This is a genomic window from Streptomyces sp. NPDC033165 (assembly GCF_055577965.1).
The window spans coordinates 23,384-39,622 of sequence record NZ_JBVIPK010000014.1 but is presented as its reverse complement, the minus strand read 5'-3'; the positions used below and the strand labels follow the sequence as shown (position 1 = coordinate 39,622).

At 71.1% G+C, this 16,239-nt stretch carries 9 protein-coding genes and 3 pseudogenes; 4 read left to right on the top strand and 8 right to left on the bottom strand.

The window, feature by feature from the left end:
- Nucleotides 1-18: 18 nt before the first annotated feature.
- The 5 genes and pseudogenes from ACZ5WC_RS27030 to ACZ5WC_RS27010 all read right to left on the bottom strand — a co-directional run bounded on the left by ACZ5WC_RS27030 (nucleotide 19) and on the right by ACZ5WC_RS27010 (nucleotide 7,066).
- Nucleotides 19-1,800: an ABC transporter ATP-binding protein gene (locus ACZ5WC_RS27030; protein ID WP_468543234.1), complete on the bottom strand. Its 1,782-nt coding sequence runs from the start codon at nucleotides 1,798-1,800 to the stop codon at nucleotides 19-21.
- On the bottom strand, nucleotides 1,797-3,656 hold the full coding sequence (locus ACZ5WC_RS27025) for an ABC transporter transmembrane domain-containing protein (protein WP_468543233.1): 1,860 nt from the start codon (nucleotides 3,654-3,656) through the stop codon (nucleotides 1,797-1,799). Before ACZ5WC_RS27025 ends, ACZ5WC_RS27030 begins: the two co-directional genes overlap by 4 nt.
- Before the next feature lie 287 nt (nucleotides 3,657-3,943).
- Nucleotides 3,944-5,410 (bottom strand): Gfo/Idh/MocA family protein, encoded by a 1,467-nt coding sequence (locus ACZ5WC_RS27020; protein ID WP_468543232.1) that lies wholly within the window; start codon nucleotides 5,408-5,410, stop codon nucleotides 3,944-3,946.
- Between the two features lie 369 nt (nucleotides 5,411-5,779).
- Nucleotides 5,780-6,553: pseudogene (locus ACZ5WC_RS27015) on the bottom strand ((Fe-S)-binding protein); the annotation flags it as partial.
- On the bottom strand, nucleotides 6,554-7,066 hold the full coding sequence (locus ACZ5WC_RS27010; protein ID WP_468543231.1) for a MarR family winged helix-turn-helix transcriptional regulator: 513 nt from the start codon (nucleotides 7,064-7,066) through the stop codon (nucleotides 6,554-6,556).
- A 114-nt stretch (nucleotides 7,067-7,180) separates the two neighbouring features.
- Here ACZ5WC_RS27010 and ACZ5WC_RS27005 point away from each other — a divergent pair, with 114 nt between their 5' ends.
- The 3 genes and pseudogenes from ACZ5WC_RS27005 to mltG all read left to right on the top strand — a co-directional run bounded on the left by ACZ5WC_RS27005 (nucleotide 7,181) and on the right by mltG (nucleotide 10,709).
- Complete coding sequence (locus ACZ5WC_RS27005; protein ID WP_468543230.1) at nucleotides 7,181-8,989, top strand: ABC transporter ATP-binding protein; 1,809 nt, start codon at nucleotides 7,181-7,183, stop codon at nucleotides 8,987-8,989.
- Nucleotides 8,990-9,054: 65 nt separating this feature from the next.
- A pseudogene (locus ACZ5WC_RS27000) lies at nucleotides 9,055-9,423 on the top strand (hypothetical protein); the annotation flags it as partial.
- Nucleotides 9,424-9,842: 419 nt separating this feature from the next.
- A complete protein-coding gene (gene mltG / locus ACZ5WC_RS26995; protein ID WP_468543229.1) occupies nucleotides 9,843-10,709 on the top strand; it encodes an endolytic transglycosylase MltG in 867 nt (288 codons plus the stop codon).
- 12 nt (nucleotides 10,710-10,721) lie between these two features.
- Here the strand turns inward: mltG and ACZ5WC_RS26990 are convergent, their stop codons facing one another.
- Nucleotides 10,722-11,819 (bottom strand): NAD(P)-binding domain-containing protein, encoded by a 1,098-nt coding sequence (locus ACZ5WC_RS26990; protein WP_468543228.1) that lies wholly within the window; start codon nucleotides 11,817-11,819, stop codon nucleotides 10,722-10,724.
- A 97-nt stretch (nucleotides 11,820-11,916) separates the two neighbouring features.
- Nucleotides 11,917-12,403, bottom strand: a pseudogene (locus ACZ5WC_RS26985) (LLM class flavin-dependent oxidoreductase); the annotation flags it as partial.
- A 369-nt stretch (nucleotides 12,404-12,772) separates the two neighbouring features.
- Between ACZ5WC_RS26985 and ACZ5WC_RS26980 the strand changes: the two are divergent.
- The gene (locus ACZ5WC_RS26980; protein WP_468543227.1) at nucleotides 12,773-13,195 is read left to right on the top strand and encodes a secondary thiamine-phosphate synthase enzyme YjbQ; all 423 of its coding nucleotides are present in this window, start codon (nucleotides 12,773-12,775) and stop codon (nucleotides 13,193-13,195) included.
- A 320-nt stretch (nucleotides 13,196-13,515) separates the two neighbouring features.
- Here the strand turns inward: ACZ5WC_RS26980 and adhE are convergent, their stop codons facing one another.
- Nucleotides 13,516-16,158, bottom strand: a complete 2,643-nt coding sequence (gene adhE, locus ACZ5WC_RS26975; RefSeq protein WP_468543226.1) for a bifunctional acetaldehyde-CoA/alcohol dehydrogenase — start codon at nucleotides 16,156-16,158, stop codon at nucleotides 13,516-13,518.
- Between the last annotated feature and the right edge of the window lie 81 nt (nucleotides 16,159-16,239).

Here is a 16,239-nt window from a genome sequence, read left to right as displayed (position 1 = left end):
TCCGGCGGGCCCGCCGCATCACCCGTGCCAGGACCGCCACAGCGACGCGTACGCGCCGTCCGCCGCGACCAGTTCGTCGTGACTGCCCAGCTCGCTGATCCGGCCGTCCTCCACCACCGCGATCACATCCGCGTCGTGCGCGGTGTGCAGCCGGTGCGCGATCGCGATCACCGTGCGGCCCTCCAGGACCCGGGCGAGGGAACGCTCCAGATGGCGGGCCGCCCGCGGGTCCAGCAGGGACGTCGCCTCGTCCAGCACCAGCGTGTGCGGATCGGCCAGCACGAGACGGGCCAGCGCGATCTGCTGGGCCTGCGCCGGGGTCAGCGCGAAACCGCCCGAACCGACCTCGGTCTCCAGCCCCTCGTCCAGCGCCCTCGCCCACCCGTCCGCGTCGACCGCGGCCAGCGAGGCCCACAGCTCCGCGTCCTTCGCCCCGTCGCGGGCCAGGCGCAGATTGTCCCGGAGCGAGCCGACGAAGACGTGGTGTTCCTGGTTGACCAGGGCCACATGCTCGCGGACCCGCTCCGCCGTCATCCGCGACAGTTCCGCACCGCCGAGTGTCACCTCGCCGGTGCGCGGGGCGTAGACCCCGGCCAGCAGCCGGCCCAGCGTCGACTTGCCCGCGCCCGAGGGCCCGACCAGCGCGAGCCGGGTGCCCGGAGCCACGTCGAGCGACACCTTGTGCAGGACGTCGACGCCCTCCCGGTACGCGAAGCGGACGTCGTCCGCCCGCACCTTCCGGCCGTCCGGGCCGATCTCGGCCTCACCCGCGTCCGGCTCGATCTCCCGAACGCCCACCAGCCGGGCCAGCGATACCTGGGCCACCTGGAGCTCGTCGTACCAGCGCAGGATCAGCCCGATCGGGTCGACCATCATCTGGGCCAGCAACGCCCCCGTCGTCAACTGCCCGACCGTGATCCACCCCTCCAGCACGAACCAGCCGCCGAGCAGCAGAACCGCGCCGAGGATCGTCACGTACGTCGCGTTGATGACGGGGAACAGGACCGAGCGCAGGAAGAGCGTGTACCTTTCCCACGCCGTCCACTGCTCGATCCGCCGGTCCGACATGGCCACCCGGCGGCCGCCGAGGCGGTGCGCCTCCACGGTCCGCCCGGCGTCCACGGTCTCCGCGAGCATCGCGGCGACGGCCGCGTAACCGGCGGCCTCCGAGCGGTACGCCGAGGGGGCCCGGCGGAAGTACCAGCGGCAGCCCACGATCAGCACCGGCAGCGCGACCAGCACGGCCAGCGCCAGCGGGGGAGCGGTCACGGCCATCGCGCCGAGCAGCAGCCCGGCCCACACGACACCGATCGCCAGCTGCGGTACGGCCTCCCGCATCGCGTTCGCCAGCCGGTCGATGTCCGTGGTGATCCGGGACAGCAGATCGCCGGTCCCGGCCCGCTCCAGGACGCCCGGCGGCAGCCCCACGGACCGTACGAGGAAGTCCTCGCGCAGGTCCGCGAGCATCTCCTCGCCCAGCATCGCCCCGCGCAGCCGCATGCTGCGGGTGAACAGGGTCTGGATCACAAGCGCTAGCGCGAACACCGCGACCGTGCGTTCCAGATGCAGGTCGGTGGCCCCGCTGGACAGGTCCTCCACCAGTCCGCCCAGCAGATACGGCCCGGTGATCGAAGCGATCACCGCCACCGCGTTGACCGCCACCAGGACGGCGAACGCCCTGCGGTGCCGCCGCAGCAGACTCCGTACGTAGTTCCGTACGGTCGTCGGCGTGCCCACGGGCAGCGTGGTGGCCGACTCCGGGGCGGCGGGGTCGTACGCCGGGGGTGCGACGCCGATCATGCCCTCTCCTCGACTTCCTGGATGCTCTTCGTGGCGGGGACCGCTGCGATGCCGTTCAGGGCGCCCGACGCGGCGGCCTCCTCGTCGGTCTCCCGGGTGACGACCGCCCGGTAGCGCGGTTCGGTGCGCAGCAGTTCGCGGTGGACCCCGACGGCGACCACGGTGCCCTCGTGGACGAGGACCACCCGGTCGGCGGCGTCCAGCAGCAGCGGGGACGAGGCGAACGCGACCGTCGTACGGCCCCGGCGCAGCTTCGCGATCCCGGCGGCGACCCGGGCTTCGGTGTGCGAGTCGACCGCGGAGGTCGGCTCGTCCAGCACCAGCGCCTCCGGGTCGGTGACCAGCGACCGGGCCAGCGCGAGCCGCTGGCGCTGGCCGCCGGACAGGGACCGGCCGCGCTCGGTGATCCGGGTCCGCATCGGGTCCCCGTCGTTGTCGGGGGAGGCCTGCGCCAAGGCGCTCAGCACATCCCCGCACTGGGCCGCCTCCAATGCCGCCTCCGCGGTGACCAGCCCCGAGGACGGGATGTCCAGCAGCTCCTGGAGGGTGCCGGACAGCAGCACCGGGTCCTTGTCCTGGACCAGTACAGCGGCCCGGGCGGCGTCCAGCGGGATCTCGTCCAGGGCGACCGTGCCGAGCAGCACCGACGGGACCTCCGCCGACGGCCTCTCCTCGTTCCCGTCCGCGTCGTCCTCGTCGCCGGTCTGCGCGTGTCCGCCGAGCCGTTCGGCCAGCCGTCCCGCCTCGTCCGGGTCGCCGCAGACCACGGCTGTGAACTGCCCCTGGGGGGCCATCAGTCCGGTCGCCGGATCGTAGAGATCGCCGGACGGCGTGACGCCCTCGACCGTGACGTCCCGGGAGCCGCGGTGCAGCGACAGCACCCGCACCGCGCGCTGGGCGGACGGCCGCGAGAAGGAGTACGCCATGGCGATCTCCTCGAAGTGGCGCAGCGGGAACAGCATCAGCGTGGCCGCGCTGTAGACCGTGACCAGCTGGCCGACGTCGACCCGGCCGTCCCGGGCGAGCGTCGCCCCGTACCAGACCAGCGAGATCAGCAGGATGCCCGGCAGCAGCACCTGCACCGCCGAGATCAGCGCCCACATCCTCGCGCTGCGCACCGCCGCCCTGCGGACCTCCTGCGAGGCGCGGCGGTAGCGGCCGAGGAACAGCTCCTCGCCGCCGATGCCGCGCAGCACCCGCAGCCCGGCGACCGTGTCCGAGGCCAGTTCGGTGGCCTTTCCGGCCTTCTCGCGCTGTTCGTCCGCGAGCCGGGTGGCGCGGGGCAGCAGCGGCAGGACGGCCAGGGCGAGCACCGGCATGGCGATCGCCACCAGCACGCCGAGAGAGGGGAGATAGACGACCAGGCCGACGCAGATCAGCACCAGGGCGGTGGCGGCCGCCGCGAAGCGGGAGAGCGCCTCGACGAACCAGCCGATCTTCTCCACGTCACCCGTCGAGACGGCGACGACCTCACCGGCCGCGACCCGGCGCGTCAGCGCCGCGCCCAGCTCGGCGGTCTTCCGGGCCAGCAACTGCTGGACCCGGGCGGCCGCGGTGATCCAGTTGGTCACGGCGGTGCGGTGGAGCATGGTGTCGCCGACGGCGATCATGACGCCGAGGGCCAGGATCAGACCGCCGGCCAGCGCCAGGCGTTCGCCGGAGCGGTCGATGACGGCCTGGACGGCGAGACCCACGGTGACCGGAAGACCGGCGATGCCCAGCTGGTGGAGCAGCCCCCAGGAGAGGGACTTGAGCTGGCCCGCGAGCTGATTGCGCCCGAGCCAGAACAGGAAACGGGGGCCCGAACGGACATCGGGCTCGCCGGGATCCGAATACGGAAGGTCGCGAATCTGCATGACGTCCCAGGGCTTGTGAACGGGGCTGAAAACGGAGACCCCCATGGAGAACGGAGACCCCCATGGAGAACGGAGACCCCCATGGAGAACGGAGACCCCCATGGACAGCGGGGACCTCCATGGACAACGGAGATCCCCCGTGGATCTCGCTACGGGGTGACGTGCAAGGCTCCCTGTTCGTCCCGTTCCGGGGCAACCGGTTTTCCCGCCCGCTCCCGCTGCCCCGCCCTCACTGTTTCCTCCGCCCCGCGGGGTCCCGTGCCCGGTCGGCCCGGGACCCCGTGGTGCTACTCCGCGGGTTTCTCGGAGTCCACTCCGGACCGGGCCCGCTTCCACTCGCCCCGGGTGAAGTCCGGTACCGGCAGCGGTATGCCTTTGGCCTTGACGGACAGATGGCTCAGCGGCACGGGGGCCGTCCAGAGGGCCGCGTCGTACACGTCGAAGTCGGGCACCAGGCCGAGCCGCATGCACTGCATCAGCCGGAACACCATGATGTAGTCCATGCCGCCGTGGCCGCCCGGCGGATTGGCGTGCTCCTTCCACAGCCAGTGGTCCCACTCGGCGTACTTCGTGAAGTCGTCCCACCGGTGGTTGGTGTTCGTGGGCTCCAGATAGATCCGCGACGGGTAGTCCTCGAACACGCCCCGCGTACCGCCGAGGCTGTTGATCCGCGAGTACGGGTGAGGCGTCGACACATCGTGCTCCAGGCGGATCACCCGGCCCTTGGCGGTCTGCACGAGGCTGATCGTCCGGTCGGCCCCGATGTACGACTCCTTCCAGCTCGGGTCGCCCGGGGGCATGTGCTCCTTGCGGTACTCCGCGAGCCCCAGCGCGGGCGTGCCGATGCTGGTGATGCTCACGGCCCGGTCGCCCCGGTTGAGGTCCATGTAGTTGGCGACCGGCCCGAACCCGTGATTCGGGTAGAGGTCGCCGCGCAGCCGGGTGTGCCACAGCCGCCGCCACGGACCCTCGTAGTAGTCGGGGTCGAACATCAGCTCGCGCAGGTCGTGGTTGTAGGCGCCCGCGCCGTGCAGCAGATCGCCGAAGAGACCCGCGTGCGCCATCCGGAGCACCCGTGTCTCGTTCTTGCCGTAGCAGCAGTTCTCCAGCTGCATGCAGTGCCGCCGGGTGCGCTCGGAGAGGTCCACGAGCTGCCACAGTTCGCCCAGGCGCATCGCGATCGGGCATTCGACGCCGACGTGCTTCCCGTTCAGCATCGCCGCCTTCGCCATGGGGAAGTGCAGCTCCCAGGGCGTCGCGACATAGACGAAGTCGATGTCCCCGCGCCGACAGAGGTTCTCGTAGTCGTCCTCGTCCTTGGCGTAGACGGCCGGGGCGGGCTGACCGGCGGACGTCACCTTGGCGGCGACCTTCTCCGCCTTCTCCCGGACCGGGTCGCACACCGCCACCACTCGGACGCCCGGGACGGCGAGGAAGAGGTCGATCATGCTGTTCCCGCGGTTGCCGAGGCCGATGATGCCGACCCGGATCACCGACCGCCGCTCGAAGGGCACCCCCGCCATGGTGCGGCCCTGCCGGGCGGGGGCGGCGGCGACCGCCTCCGGGGTGACCGCATCGGCGGCCGACGCGGTGCCCGCGCCCAGAGCGCCGAGACCGAGTCCGGCGCCTGCCACGCCCGCCGTGGTCCACAGCACCGAACGGCGGCTGGGGTCCTGCCGGTTCGCCTCGTCGGCCGCACCGCTGTGCGGGGGGAGGGCCTGCGGTTCCGGTGCGGGCCGGGCGTCGTCGTACATCGAGCCTCCAGGTGGGGTTGGGGGTTCAGACGGTGCGCGAGAGCTGCCGCTCCCCGTGGACGAGCGCGTGCGGGGAGCGGGTCTCGGTAAGGACCCTGGAGGGTGAGGCTGATGATGCGCAAGGGAGGTATTTGGACTCTCGTCCCCAAACCTTGGACTTTTTCCCACAGCACGCGAAAGCCCCGACTGGTGCAACCAATCGGGGCCCCGGAACGCTCAGTTGTGCACCCTTTCAGACGCTCATCGGGAGGGCGGCCGGGTGGCGCGCTCCAGCTCCACCAGGGCCGAGCGGTAGGGGTGTCCAGTGGCCCGTTCCCTACCGATCTCGCACATCCGGTTCGCCCACGGACAGACGTCGTACGGGCGGCCGCCCACCTCGGCCGCCTCCTTCGCCGTCGCCGAATCCAAGGACGGCCCCGGCCGGTCGCCGGGCCCGGCGAAGATCCGGTTGACGCAGGCCGGGTAGTAGACGGCGCACGCCCCGCCCCGGTCGGTGGGCGGCAGCCGCCGGGCCGCGGCACCGGGGATCCGCGGCAGCCACTCCGGTACGGGATCGGGGCGCACGGCCATGCGGGCGAGCCGCGTAGCGGCCTGGAGCGGCCGGTCGCCCACCCGCTCCCCGATGATGTCGGCCGCCGCCACGGCGAGCCGCGCCGAGGCCTTCACCACCCGGAGGTTCTTCGCGGTGAGCGAGGCGATCCGCTCCTCGCGCGGTGAGTGCCTGCGGTGCCGGAAGCCCTTCATCATCGCCCCTGTGCCGATGCCGACCGGGCAGGCGAGCTTGCAGGTGGAGCCCCCGGCCCAGGTGTCCACGGCGTCGTACTCGCAGGCGGCCGGCAGACCCGCCTCCACCGGTGAGCCGTCGGCCTGACGCGTTATCTCTCGCCGCAGCACGATCCGCTGGCGCGGAGTGGTCGTGAGATCCTGTCTGGGGCAGGTGGGTTCGCAGAACCCGCACTCGATGCGGGGGTCGGCGATCGCCTCCACCTCAGGAATGGGCTTCAGCCCCCGCAGGTGGGCCGCCGGGTCCCAGTCCAGCACGATCCGCGGGGCGAGCACCCCCGCCATGTCGATGAGCTGCTCGATGCGCCACATCAGCTCCGTGGCGTGCGGCACGCATTCCCGCTCCAGGAACGGGGCGATTCAGCAGGGGCGCGCCGGCATGCCGTCGACCAGGGCGGACAGCAGTCCGCCGAGCACCTCGCGCTGATCGGCGGTCAGAGGGGCCAGGATCTCCTCTGCGGCCGCCCGGCGCGCGCTGCGCAGGGACCGCAGGGTGGCGCGCCCCTCGTCCGTGATCTCGACGCGGACCACCCGGCGGCTGTCGGGATCCGGGGCCCGGCGCACCCGGCCGCTCGCCTCCAGGGCGTCGACCAGCGTCGTCACGGCACGCGGGACTACGTCCAGGCGCTGGGCCAGATCCGCCATCCGGGGGGCCGCGTCGTACTGCGCGACCGTCCGCAGCAGCCGGAACTGGGCCGGAGTGATCCCGATCGGCTCCAACTGGCGGCTCTGGATGCGGTGCAGCCGGCGGGTCAGCCGCAGCAGCTGCTCGGCGAGCATGCCGTCGGTGTCGTGAGAGCCGGGCAGGTCGGGGCGGCCGCCGGAGGAGCCGGGAGGGGCGTCGGCGGAACCAGGGGAATCTGGGGCGTCCATACGGGAACAATATCAGGACCTTGTTCATTGTGAGTATAGGTAACAATGAGCTAGGCTCTCCATGTGCGAGGGCCGGGTCTGCCCGGCCACGCCTCACGCCCGACGAAGGAGCCCATGAAACCCGACGAACCCACGTGGACGCCCCCGTCCGAGGCTCCCGACCGGCCGCCCGCCGAGCTGCGCCGCATCCTCCGCCTCTTCCGTCCCTACCGCGGCCGTCTCGCCGTGGTCGGCCTACTGGTCGGCGCCTCCTCCCTGGTGTCGGTCGCCTCCCCGTTCCTGCTGCGCGAGATCCTGGACACCGCCATCCCGCAGGGGCGCACGGGGCTGCTGACCCTGCTGGCGCTCGGCATGATCCTCACCGCCGTGATGAACAGCGTCTTCGGCGTTCTCCAGACCCTGATCTCCACCACGGTCGGCCAGCGCGTCATGCACGATCTGCGCACCGCCGTCTACACCCAGCTCCAGCGGATGCCGCTCGCCTTCTTCACCCGCACCCGCACGGGCGAGGTCCAGTCCCGCATCGCCAACGACATCGGCGGCATGCAGGCGACGGTCACCTCCACGGCGACCTCGCTGGTCTCCAACCTCACGGCCGTCATCGCGACCGTCGTCGCCATGCTCGCGCTCGACTGGCGGCTCACCGTCGTCTCGCTGCTCCTGCTGCCCGTCTTCGTCGCGATCAGCCGCCGCGTCGGCCGGGAGCGCAAGAAGATCACCACCCAGCGTCAGAAGCAGATGGCGGCGATGGCCGCCACGGTCACCGAGTCCCTCTCGGTCAGCGGCATCCTCCTCGGCCGCACGATGGGTCGCTCCGACTCCCTCACCCAGGGCTTCGCCCAGGAGTCCGAGCGCCTGGTCGAGCTCGAAGTGCGCGCCAATCTGGCCGGACGCTGGCGGATGTCCACGATCGGCATCGTGATGGCCGCCATGCCCGCCGTCATCTACTGGGCGGCAGGCCTCACCCTCCAGTCCGGCGCCACCGCCGTCTCCCTCGGCACGCTCGTCGCCTTCGTCACGCTCCAGCAGGGGCTGTTCCGCCCGGCGGTCAGCCTGCTCTCCACCGGTGTGCAGATGCAGACCTCCCTCGCCCTCTTCCAGCGGATCTTCGAGTATCTCGACCTCACGGTCGACATCACCGAACCGGAGAACCCCGTCCGCCTGGAGAAGATCCACGGCGAGATCGCCTTCGAGGACGTCGACTTCAGCTACGACGCGAAGAGCGGCCCCACCCTCACCGGTATCGGCGTGACGGTCCCCGCGGGTGGCAGCCTCGCGGTCGTCGGCTCCACCGGCTCCGGGAAGTCCACCCTGAGCTATCTGGTGCCCCGGCTGTACGACGTCACCGGCGGCCGGGTCACGCTCGACGGGGTCGACGTCCGCGACCTGGACTTCGACACCCTCGCCCGGGCGGTCGGCGTGGTCTCCCAGGAGACGTACCTCTTCCACGCCTCCGTCGCCGACAACCTGCGCTTCGCCAAGCCGGACGCCACCGACGAGGAGCTCGTGGCCGCCGCCCGCGCCGCACAGATCCACGACCACATCGCCTCCCTGCCCGACGGCTACGACACCCTGGTCGGTGAGCGCGGATACCGGTTCTCGGGCGGCGAGAAGCAGCGCCTGGCCATCGCCCGCACCATCCTGCGCGACCCGCCGGTGCTGATCCTCGACGAGGCGACCAGCGCGCTCGACACCCGTACGGAACACGCCGTGCAGGAAGCCATCGAGACCCTGTCCGCCGGACGCACCACCCTCACCATCGCGCATCGCCTCTCCACCGTCCGCGACGCGGACCAGATCGTCGTGCTGGACGGCGGCCGGGTCGTCGAACGGGGCACGCACGAGGAGCTGCTGGAGCGGGACGGCCGCTACGCGGATCTGATCCGACGCGACGCCCACCGGGCTCCGATGCGGGTCACCTGAACACCGCCGCGCCCCAGCGGACCCTGAGGTGACCGTTTCGCCGTCCCCGATGCCGAGCCGCCTGGCAGATTTTCGAACTGCCGCTCCAGGGACAGCCCAGCGGACAGGCGTTCATCGGCAGCTTCACCGTGCCCCGGGCCGCGTGCAGCACCGTGGTGAAGATCCAGGCGGCGGAGCGCGGTACGACGGGTATGCGGGAGGCCGTGGTGCCGGCCAGGCTCGGCCCCGCCCAGTATTTCCGGCCCCATCCCTACGCCCCCGAAGCCCAGGGTGGCCTGCCCTTCCACGTGGCGGACCACGCCCAGTGGGACGCGGAGTTCCCCGACCGCCCGCTCACCCGGGTCCGCCGGACGCTCGACGTGCTCGCGCAGGCCGTGACGGTGGCGCCCGAGTTCACCGCGCTGCCGCCCTTCGCCGGACCGCCCGCACTGTAGGCGGCTCCACGGGGGCTCCGGCCCCCGGCGACGCAGCGGCGCCGCCGCTCCCGTGGGACGGGGAGCGACGGCGCCGGGCGGAGCTATGGTCAGACGAGCCAACCCACGAAGTGGACGACGCCGGCCAGCAGGTTGGTCAGGAAGTTCATCTGGTCTTTCTCCTTGGACGTGGTGCATCGGTGGGACTGCGCAGTAGCGGTCTGCAGCCCGTTGGCTGCGCTCTGCAATCATTGCGCCCCGGACGAGTGAAGAGCAATGAATCCCCTGACGATCACGCGTTCAAGCGAACACCCGATCCCTTGTTCGTGCGTTCTGACGCTCGTGTGTTCTGACTGTGCCCGTACGGCGTTCGTGTCGCCCGAGCCGACGCCGTGGTCGGGCTACCGGGCGCAGCCCGCACCCCGGGTTAACGTGCCCGCATGGTGAACGAGTCCCCGGACGCCCGTCCCCGCCCCCGCCGCAGACTCCGCCCGACGCGCCGAGGAAGGGCGGTTCTCGTCCTCGGGGCCCTGCTCGTCGTGTCGGCCGCCGTCCTGATCCCGCTGTCCCTCATCGGACCGGACAAGGGGAAGGAACAGGAGACGCAGCAGCCGAGCACCCTGATGATCCCCGAGGGCCGTCGTGCCTCCCAGGTGTACGAAGCCGTCGACCAGGCGCTCGACCTGAAGCCCGGCAGCACGAGGAAGGCCGCGTCGACGGTCGACCTGGCTCTCCCCGACCAGGCCGAGGGCAACCCCGAGGGGTACCTCTTCCCGGCTACGTATCCGCTCGACGCCACGACCACCCCCGCCGGTCTGCTGCGCTACATGGCGGACACCGCCCGCAAGCACTTCGCGGCGGACCAGGTCACCGCCGGATCCCAGCGCAACAATGTCACCGTCTACGACACGGTCACGATCGCCAGCATCGTCCAGGCCGAGGCCGACACCGCATCAGACATGGGCAAGGTGGCCCGGGTCGTCTACAACCGGCTGCTCAAGGACATGCCGTTGCAGATGGACTCCACCCTCAACTACGCCCTGAAGCGCTCCACGCTGGACACCAGCGCCGACGACACCCGAATCGACAGCCCGTACAACAGCTACGAGCGCAAGGGGCTGCCGCCGACGCCCATCGGCAACCCGGGAGAGGAGGCCCTGAAGGCGGCCATCAGCCCCACCCCCGGCCCCTGGCTGTATTTCGTCACGGTCGGGCCCGGGGACACCCGGTTCACCGACAGCTATGACCAGCAGCTCAAGAACGTGGCGGAATTCAACGCCAACCGCCGGGCCGCCACGACGAGCTGACGGCCGCCCCCCTCAGGGAGCCACCGCCCCGGCCCTATCCGCACTCCGCCGGTGGCCCGCCTCCCCCAGCAGCCGCATGACCGACCGGACGGCGGTGCGACCAGCGCGATTGGCGCCGATGGTGCTGGCGGACGGCCCGTACCCGACCAGGTGGACGCGCCGGTCGCGTACCGCACGGGTGTCCTCGGCCCGGATGCCGCCGCCCGGCTCGCGCAGCCGCAGCGGCGCCAGATGGTCGACGGCAGGCCGGAACCCGGTGGCCCACAGGATCACGTCCGCCTCGACGCTCCGGCCGTCGTCCCACTCCGCCCCGGACGGGGTGATCCGGTCGAACATCGGCAGCCGGTCCAGCACCCCCCGCTCGCGGGCGCTCCGTACCGCGTCGGTGACGGGGAGCCCGGTCACGCTGACGACACTGCGCGGTGGCAGCCCGTTGCGTACCCGCTCCTCCACCATCGCCACGGCCGACCGCCCCCACTCCTCGGTGAACGGCCCCTCGCGGAAGACCGGTTCGCTGCGGGTCACCCAGAAGGTGCCGGCCGCGTGCCCGGCGATCTCCATCAGATGCTGCGTACCGGACGCGCCGCCCCCGACCACCAGGACCCGCTGCCCCGCGAACTCCTCCGGCCCCGGATAGTTCACCGTGTGCAACTGCCGCCCGCGGAAGGCCTCCTGGCCCGGGTAGCGCGGCCGGAACGGACGGTCCCAGGTGCCGGTCGCGTTGATCAGGGCCCGTGTGGCGTACGCCCCCTCGGACGTCTCCACGAGCAGCCGCCCGCCGGGCCCCTCCCGTACGGCGCTCACCTCGACCGGCCGGTGCACCCGCAGGCTGAAGCGCTCCTCGTACGCGGCGAAGTACGCGCCGATCACCTCCGACGAGGGCCGGTCGGGGTCCGCGCCGGTCAGCTCCATGCCTGGCAGCGCGTGCATCCCGTGGACCTTGCCGTACGTCAGTGAGGGCCAGCGGAACTGCCATGCGCCGCCCGGCCGGGGCGCGTGGTCCAGCACGACGAAGCCGTCGTCCGGCGCCAGCCCGGCACGGCGCAGATGAAAGGCGGCGGACAGCCCCGCCTGACCCGCGCCGATCACGACCACGTCCAGCTCGCGCACCCCATGATTGTTCACGCTTCTACTAACTCGCCGGGTGCCCCGGATCTTCCCGGGTGCCGCGGCAGAGTGACCGGCACCCTCGCGAGGGTCACCGACCCACCCGGTAGTGCTCGCCGTCGCAGTCGTACGGCTGCCCGCTCCACGCTCCCCGCACCACCGACAGGAACTCCGTGGTGCGCGCGCAACGCCGGTCGTGGTCGAGATGGCCCCCGAGCCGCCGCGGTCACCTCGTTGAGCAGCAGCCGCCCCCGGGTGATCCGCTGATAGGCGGCGGTCATCCGTGTGGCGGGCACGGACGATATGGCCCCGGGCCAGAAGGCCACCAGGAACTTCAGCCGCTCGGTGTGCTGCGCGAGCGCCACCGTGGTCGGCCAGGCGTCCTCGCACCAGGTGCCGGTGGGCGTCAACACGGCCGCGAAGCGCAGTTGTTCGGCGGCCTTGGTGGTCTGGTCCGGACAGTCGAAGTCCGGGGCGCGCACTCCGCTCACCGGGGTGATCCGGTCGCGCTTGAGTCTGCCGTCGGTGCAGGCGTGCCGGTCGACGAGGGTACGGCCATCGCCTCCGGTGGGCAGGAGCCGGGAGATGGTCGTTCATGAGGGGGCCTTCCCGCCGGGCGTCGACCTTGCACCGGCTGCACGCGGCGAGCGCGGCGGCGGGCCGGAGGTGAGACCGGCAGGAAGAAGCAGCCCTCAACGGAGGGCAGGGCGGAGGGCACGGCCGTGGAGGCGAAGCGGGCGGCAGACCCGGTCAGAGAATGCGCGAAGGGCACTGATGGAACGTCAGCAGCCGCGGCGGCATGTGGCGGATGCCATCGGCGGCAGGTCGATGTGACCGCGCGAGGCGAGCGAGCTGACCGGAACATGGCGCTGACCGCAGCCATCCGGTTGGGACACGGTCGATGGCGTCTCGGAGCGTGGACGCGTCATCTCACTCGGGGGAGAGAAGATGGAGGCATGTCCGATTCCTTCACCACCACCGTCCTGAACATCACCACGGGTATGGCCGAGACCGTCACGGACCTGACCCGGGACTGCGAGGCCTTTCTGACACGTTCGTCAGCCGGTCGGGACGGCCTGCTGAACATCTTCGTCCCCCACGCCACAGCGGGCATCGCCGTCCTGGAGACGGGCGCGGGCAGCGACGACGACCTCCTGTCCGCCCTCCATCACCTGCTCCCGGCGGACGACCGCTGGCAACACCGCCACGGCAGCCCGGGCCACGGCCGAGATCACGTACTCCCCGCCCTCGTCCCGCCCCATGCCACCCTTCCGGTGATCGGGGGGCGCCTGGAACTGGGGACGTGGCAGTCGGTGTGCCTGGTCGACACGAACGTCTCCAAGGACAACCGTCAGGTTCGTCTGAGCTTCCTCGGCTGACCAAGATCGTTCAGCTGGGGCGTCCTCGCCATCACGAAGCGCTGACACCCATGTCCCGTGCGGGCCCCAGACGTCATACCAGACTTCACGGTGGCCCCCTCGGGCTCAACGATCCGGGTAGGGCCGACCGCGCCCGGCCCCGACGGCCGGCTCGCAGAAGAGCCGGCCGGACGCCGTGCGCGGATCTCCTGCCGCAGGCCCTGGGCCGGCTCGGAGCGCGCCCGGACCGGAGGCGCGCACGCGGCCCGCCTCTGGCGGCCGCAGTTGTCCCACGGAGGAACCTCGGCAGCCGTTTCCGCGCGGAGGTGACCGCCCCGTGTTCAGCCGTAGTAGGCCGTGCGCATCAGATCCCGCATGTCGTCCAGCATCGGCATGCGGGGGTTGGCCGGTGCGCACTGGTCCTCGTAGGCGTTGAGGGCCTGCTGCGGCAGCGCGTCCAGGAAAGCTCGTTCGTCGACCCCCAGCGTCTTGAACGTCGGCTCGATGCCAACGGCGTCACGCAGCCGCTCGACGGCTGCGGCGAGGGACTCCACGCCCTCGGCCGGGGTCGTGGCGGGCAGGCCCAAGGCGCGGGCTATGTCCTGGAACCGTTCGGGAGCGCGGTAGTCCTCGTACTTGGGCCAGCCGGTCAGCTTCGTCGGGATGGTGCCGTTGTAGCGGATGACGTGGGGGAGCAGTACGGCGTTGGTGCGCCCGTGCGCGATGTGGAAGGTCGCGCCGAGGGTGTGGGACATGGCGTGGACGATGCCGAGAAAGGCGTTGCCGAAGGCCATACCGGCGATGGTGCCGGCGTTGTGCATCTTCTCCCGTGCTTCCGGGGCGTCCTCGCGGTCGGTGACCGCTGCCTCCAGGTGGTCGAAGACCAGGCGGATGGCGTGCAGCGCGAGACCGTCAGTGAAGTCGTTGGCGTAGACCGACACGTACGCCTCGACGGCGTGCGTGAGGGCGTCGAAGCCGCTGTCGGCAGCGAGGGCCGGGGGCAGGACGGTGGTGAGGAGGGGATCGATGATGGCCACGCTGGGCGTGAGCGCGTAGTCGGCCAGGGGGTACTTCTTGCCGGTGGCGGGGTCGGAGATGACGGCGAAGGGAGTGACCTCGGCTCCGGTGCCGGAGGTGGTGGGCACGCAGACCAGGCTGGCGAGCTTGCCCAGGGTGGGGAAGCGGAAGGCGCGCTTGCGGATGTCGGAGAACTTCTGTCGCATGTCGGCGAAGTCGATTCCGGGCTGCTCGTACAGCAGCCACATGACCTTGGCGGCGTCCATGGGGGAGCCGCCGCCGAGCGCGATGATCGTGTCAGGGCCGAAGTCCCGCATGAGGCCGGCGCCGTGCTGGACGGAGTCGATGCTGGGTTCGGGCTGGACGTTGTCGATGATCTGGAGGGTGACCGGTTCCCGGCGCTGCTGCAGTACGCGGCTGATGCGGTCGACGAACCCGAGGCGGGTCATGGTGGCGTCGGTGACGATGGTGACGCGGTGGACGTCGGGCATGGAGGTCAGGTAGCGGATGGCCTGCGGTTCGAAGTAGATCTTCGGTGGGACCTTGAACCACTGGAGGTTGTTGCGGCGGGTGGAGACTCGCTTGACGTTCAGCAGCTGGGCGGCGGAGACGTTGTTGGAGACCGAGGTGCTGCCCCAGGAGCCGCAGCCCAAGGTGAGTGAGGGCAGCAAGCCGTTGTAGATGCCGCCGATCGCACCCTGTGAAGAGGGGGAGTTGACGATGATCCGTGCGGTCTTCATCCGCATGCCGTACGCCTCCGCCACGGCCGCGTCTTCCGTGTGGATGACGGCGCTGTGGCCCTGACCGTGGAAGGCGACCATGTCGGCGGCCAGGCCGAAGCCGTGACGTTCGTCCTCGGCCCGCAGCACGGCGAGCACCGGGCAGAGCTTCTCGCGGGTCAACGGCTCGTCGGGGCCGACGCGTTCGGCTTGGACGAGGATGACCGAGGTGTTCTCCGGGACCGAGAACCCGGCCCGCTCGGCGATCCACGCGGGGCTCTGGCCGACAGCGGCGGCGTTGACCTTGGGCTCGCAGCCGCCCCCCGAACTACCGGTGGCCGGGAACAGAAAGGTCTCCAGCTTCGCCTTCTCCTGCGGGGTGGCCAGATGGGCGTGCAGGGTGCGGAACTCGGCGAGTGCCGCGTCGTAGATCGCCGTGTCCAGGATGACGGCCTGTTCGGAGGCGCAGATCATGCCGTTGTCGAACGACTTGGACAGCACCAGGTCGTTGACGGCCCTGCGCAGCTTGGCGCTGCGGTGGACGTATGCGGGCACGTTGCCGGCGCCGACGCCGAGTGCGGGCTTGCCGGCCGAGTAGGCGGCCTTGACCATGGCGTTGCCGCCGGTGGCGAGGATCAGGGAGACCCCGGGATGCCGCATCAGCGTGTTGGTCGCCTCGACGGAGGGGGCCTCGATCCACTGCACGCAGTGCTCCGGTGCACCGGCGGCGATGGCCGCGTCCCGTACGACGCGGGCCGTTTCGGCGCTGCACCGCTGGGCGGAGGGGTGAAACGCGAAGACCACCGGGTTACGGGTCTTCAGCGCCATCAGTGCCTTGAAAATCGTGGTCGAGGTCGGGTTGGTGACAGGGGTGACCGCGGCCACCACGCCCACCGGTTCGGCGATCTCGACCATGTTCTCGATGTCGTCCCGGCCGATGACTCCGACGGTCTTCATGTGGACCATGCTGTGCGTGACGTGCTCGCAGGCGAACATGTTCTTGGCGGCCTTGTCCTCGAAGACCCCGCGTCCCGTCTCCTCGACCGCCAGACGGGCCAGCGCGGTGTGCTGGTCCAAGGCTGCGACCGACGCCTTCTTGACGATGTGGTCGACCTGTTCCTGGGTGAGGCTCTCGTAGGCGGCGAGTGCCTGGAGACCGGCCGCGACCAGACGGTCCACGGCGATCTCGGCTTCGGACGGGGCGTCGGTCCTGGCTCGGTCCTCGGTCCGTACGTCCTGTCGGGTCATGGTGGTGTGCCTCCGTTGTCAGGGGCCGCCGTGGTGTACGGCGGTGCCGGCCAGAAGCAGCGCGACGGTGAACCGCCCCGC

Coding starts and splice junctions, on each gene's coding strand:
- ACZ5WC_RS27030 (WP_468543234.1), bottom strand. CDS start 1,800: ATGATCGGCGTCGCACCCCCGGCGTACGACCCCGCCGCCCCGGAGTCG.
- ACZ5WC_RS27025 (WP_468543233.1), bottom strand. CDS start 3,656: ATGCAGATTCGCGACCTTCCGTATTCGGATCCCGGCGAGCCCGATGTC.
- ACZ5WC_RS27020 (WP_468543232.1), bottom strand. CDS start 5,410: ATGTACGACGACGCCCGGCCCGCACCGGAACCGCAGGCCCTCCCCCCG.
- ACZ5WC_RS27010 (WP_468543231.1), bottom strand. CDS start 7,066: ATGGACGCCCCAGATTCCCCTGGTTCCGCCGACGCCCCTCCCGGCTCC.
- ACZ5WC_RS27005 (WP_468543230.1), top strand. CDS start 7,181: ATGAAACCCGACGAACCCACGTGGACGCCCCCGTCCGAGGCTCCCGAC.
- mltG (WP_468543229.1), top strand. CDS start 9,843: ATGGTGAACGAGTCCCCGGACGCCCGTCCCCGCCCCCGCCGCAGACTC.
- ACZ5WC_RS26980 (WP_468543227.1), top strand. CDS start 12,773: ATGTCCGATTCCTTCACCACCACCGTCCTGAACATCACCACGGGTATG.
- adhE (WP_468543226.1), bottom strand. CDS start 16,158: ATGACCCGACAGGACGTACGGACCGAGGACCGAGCCAGGACCGACGCC.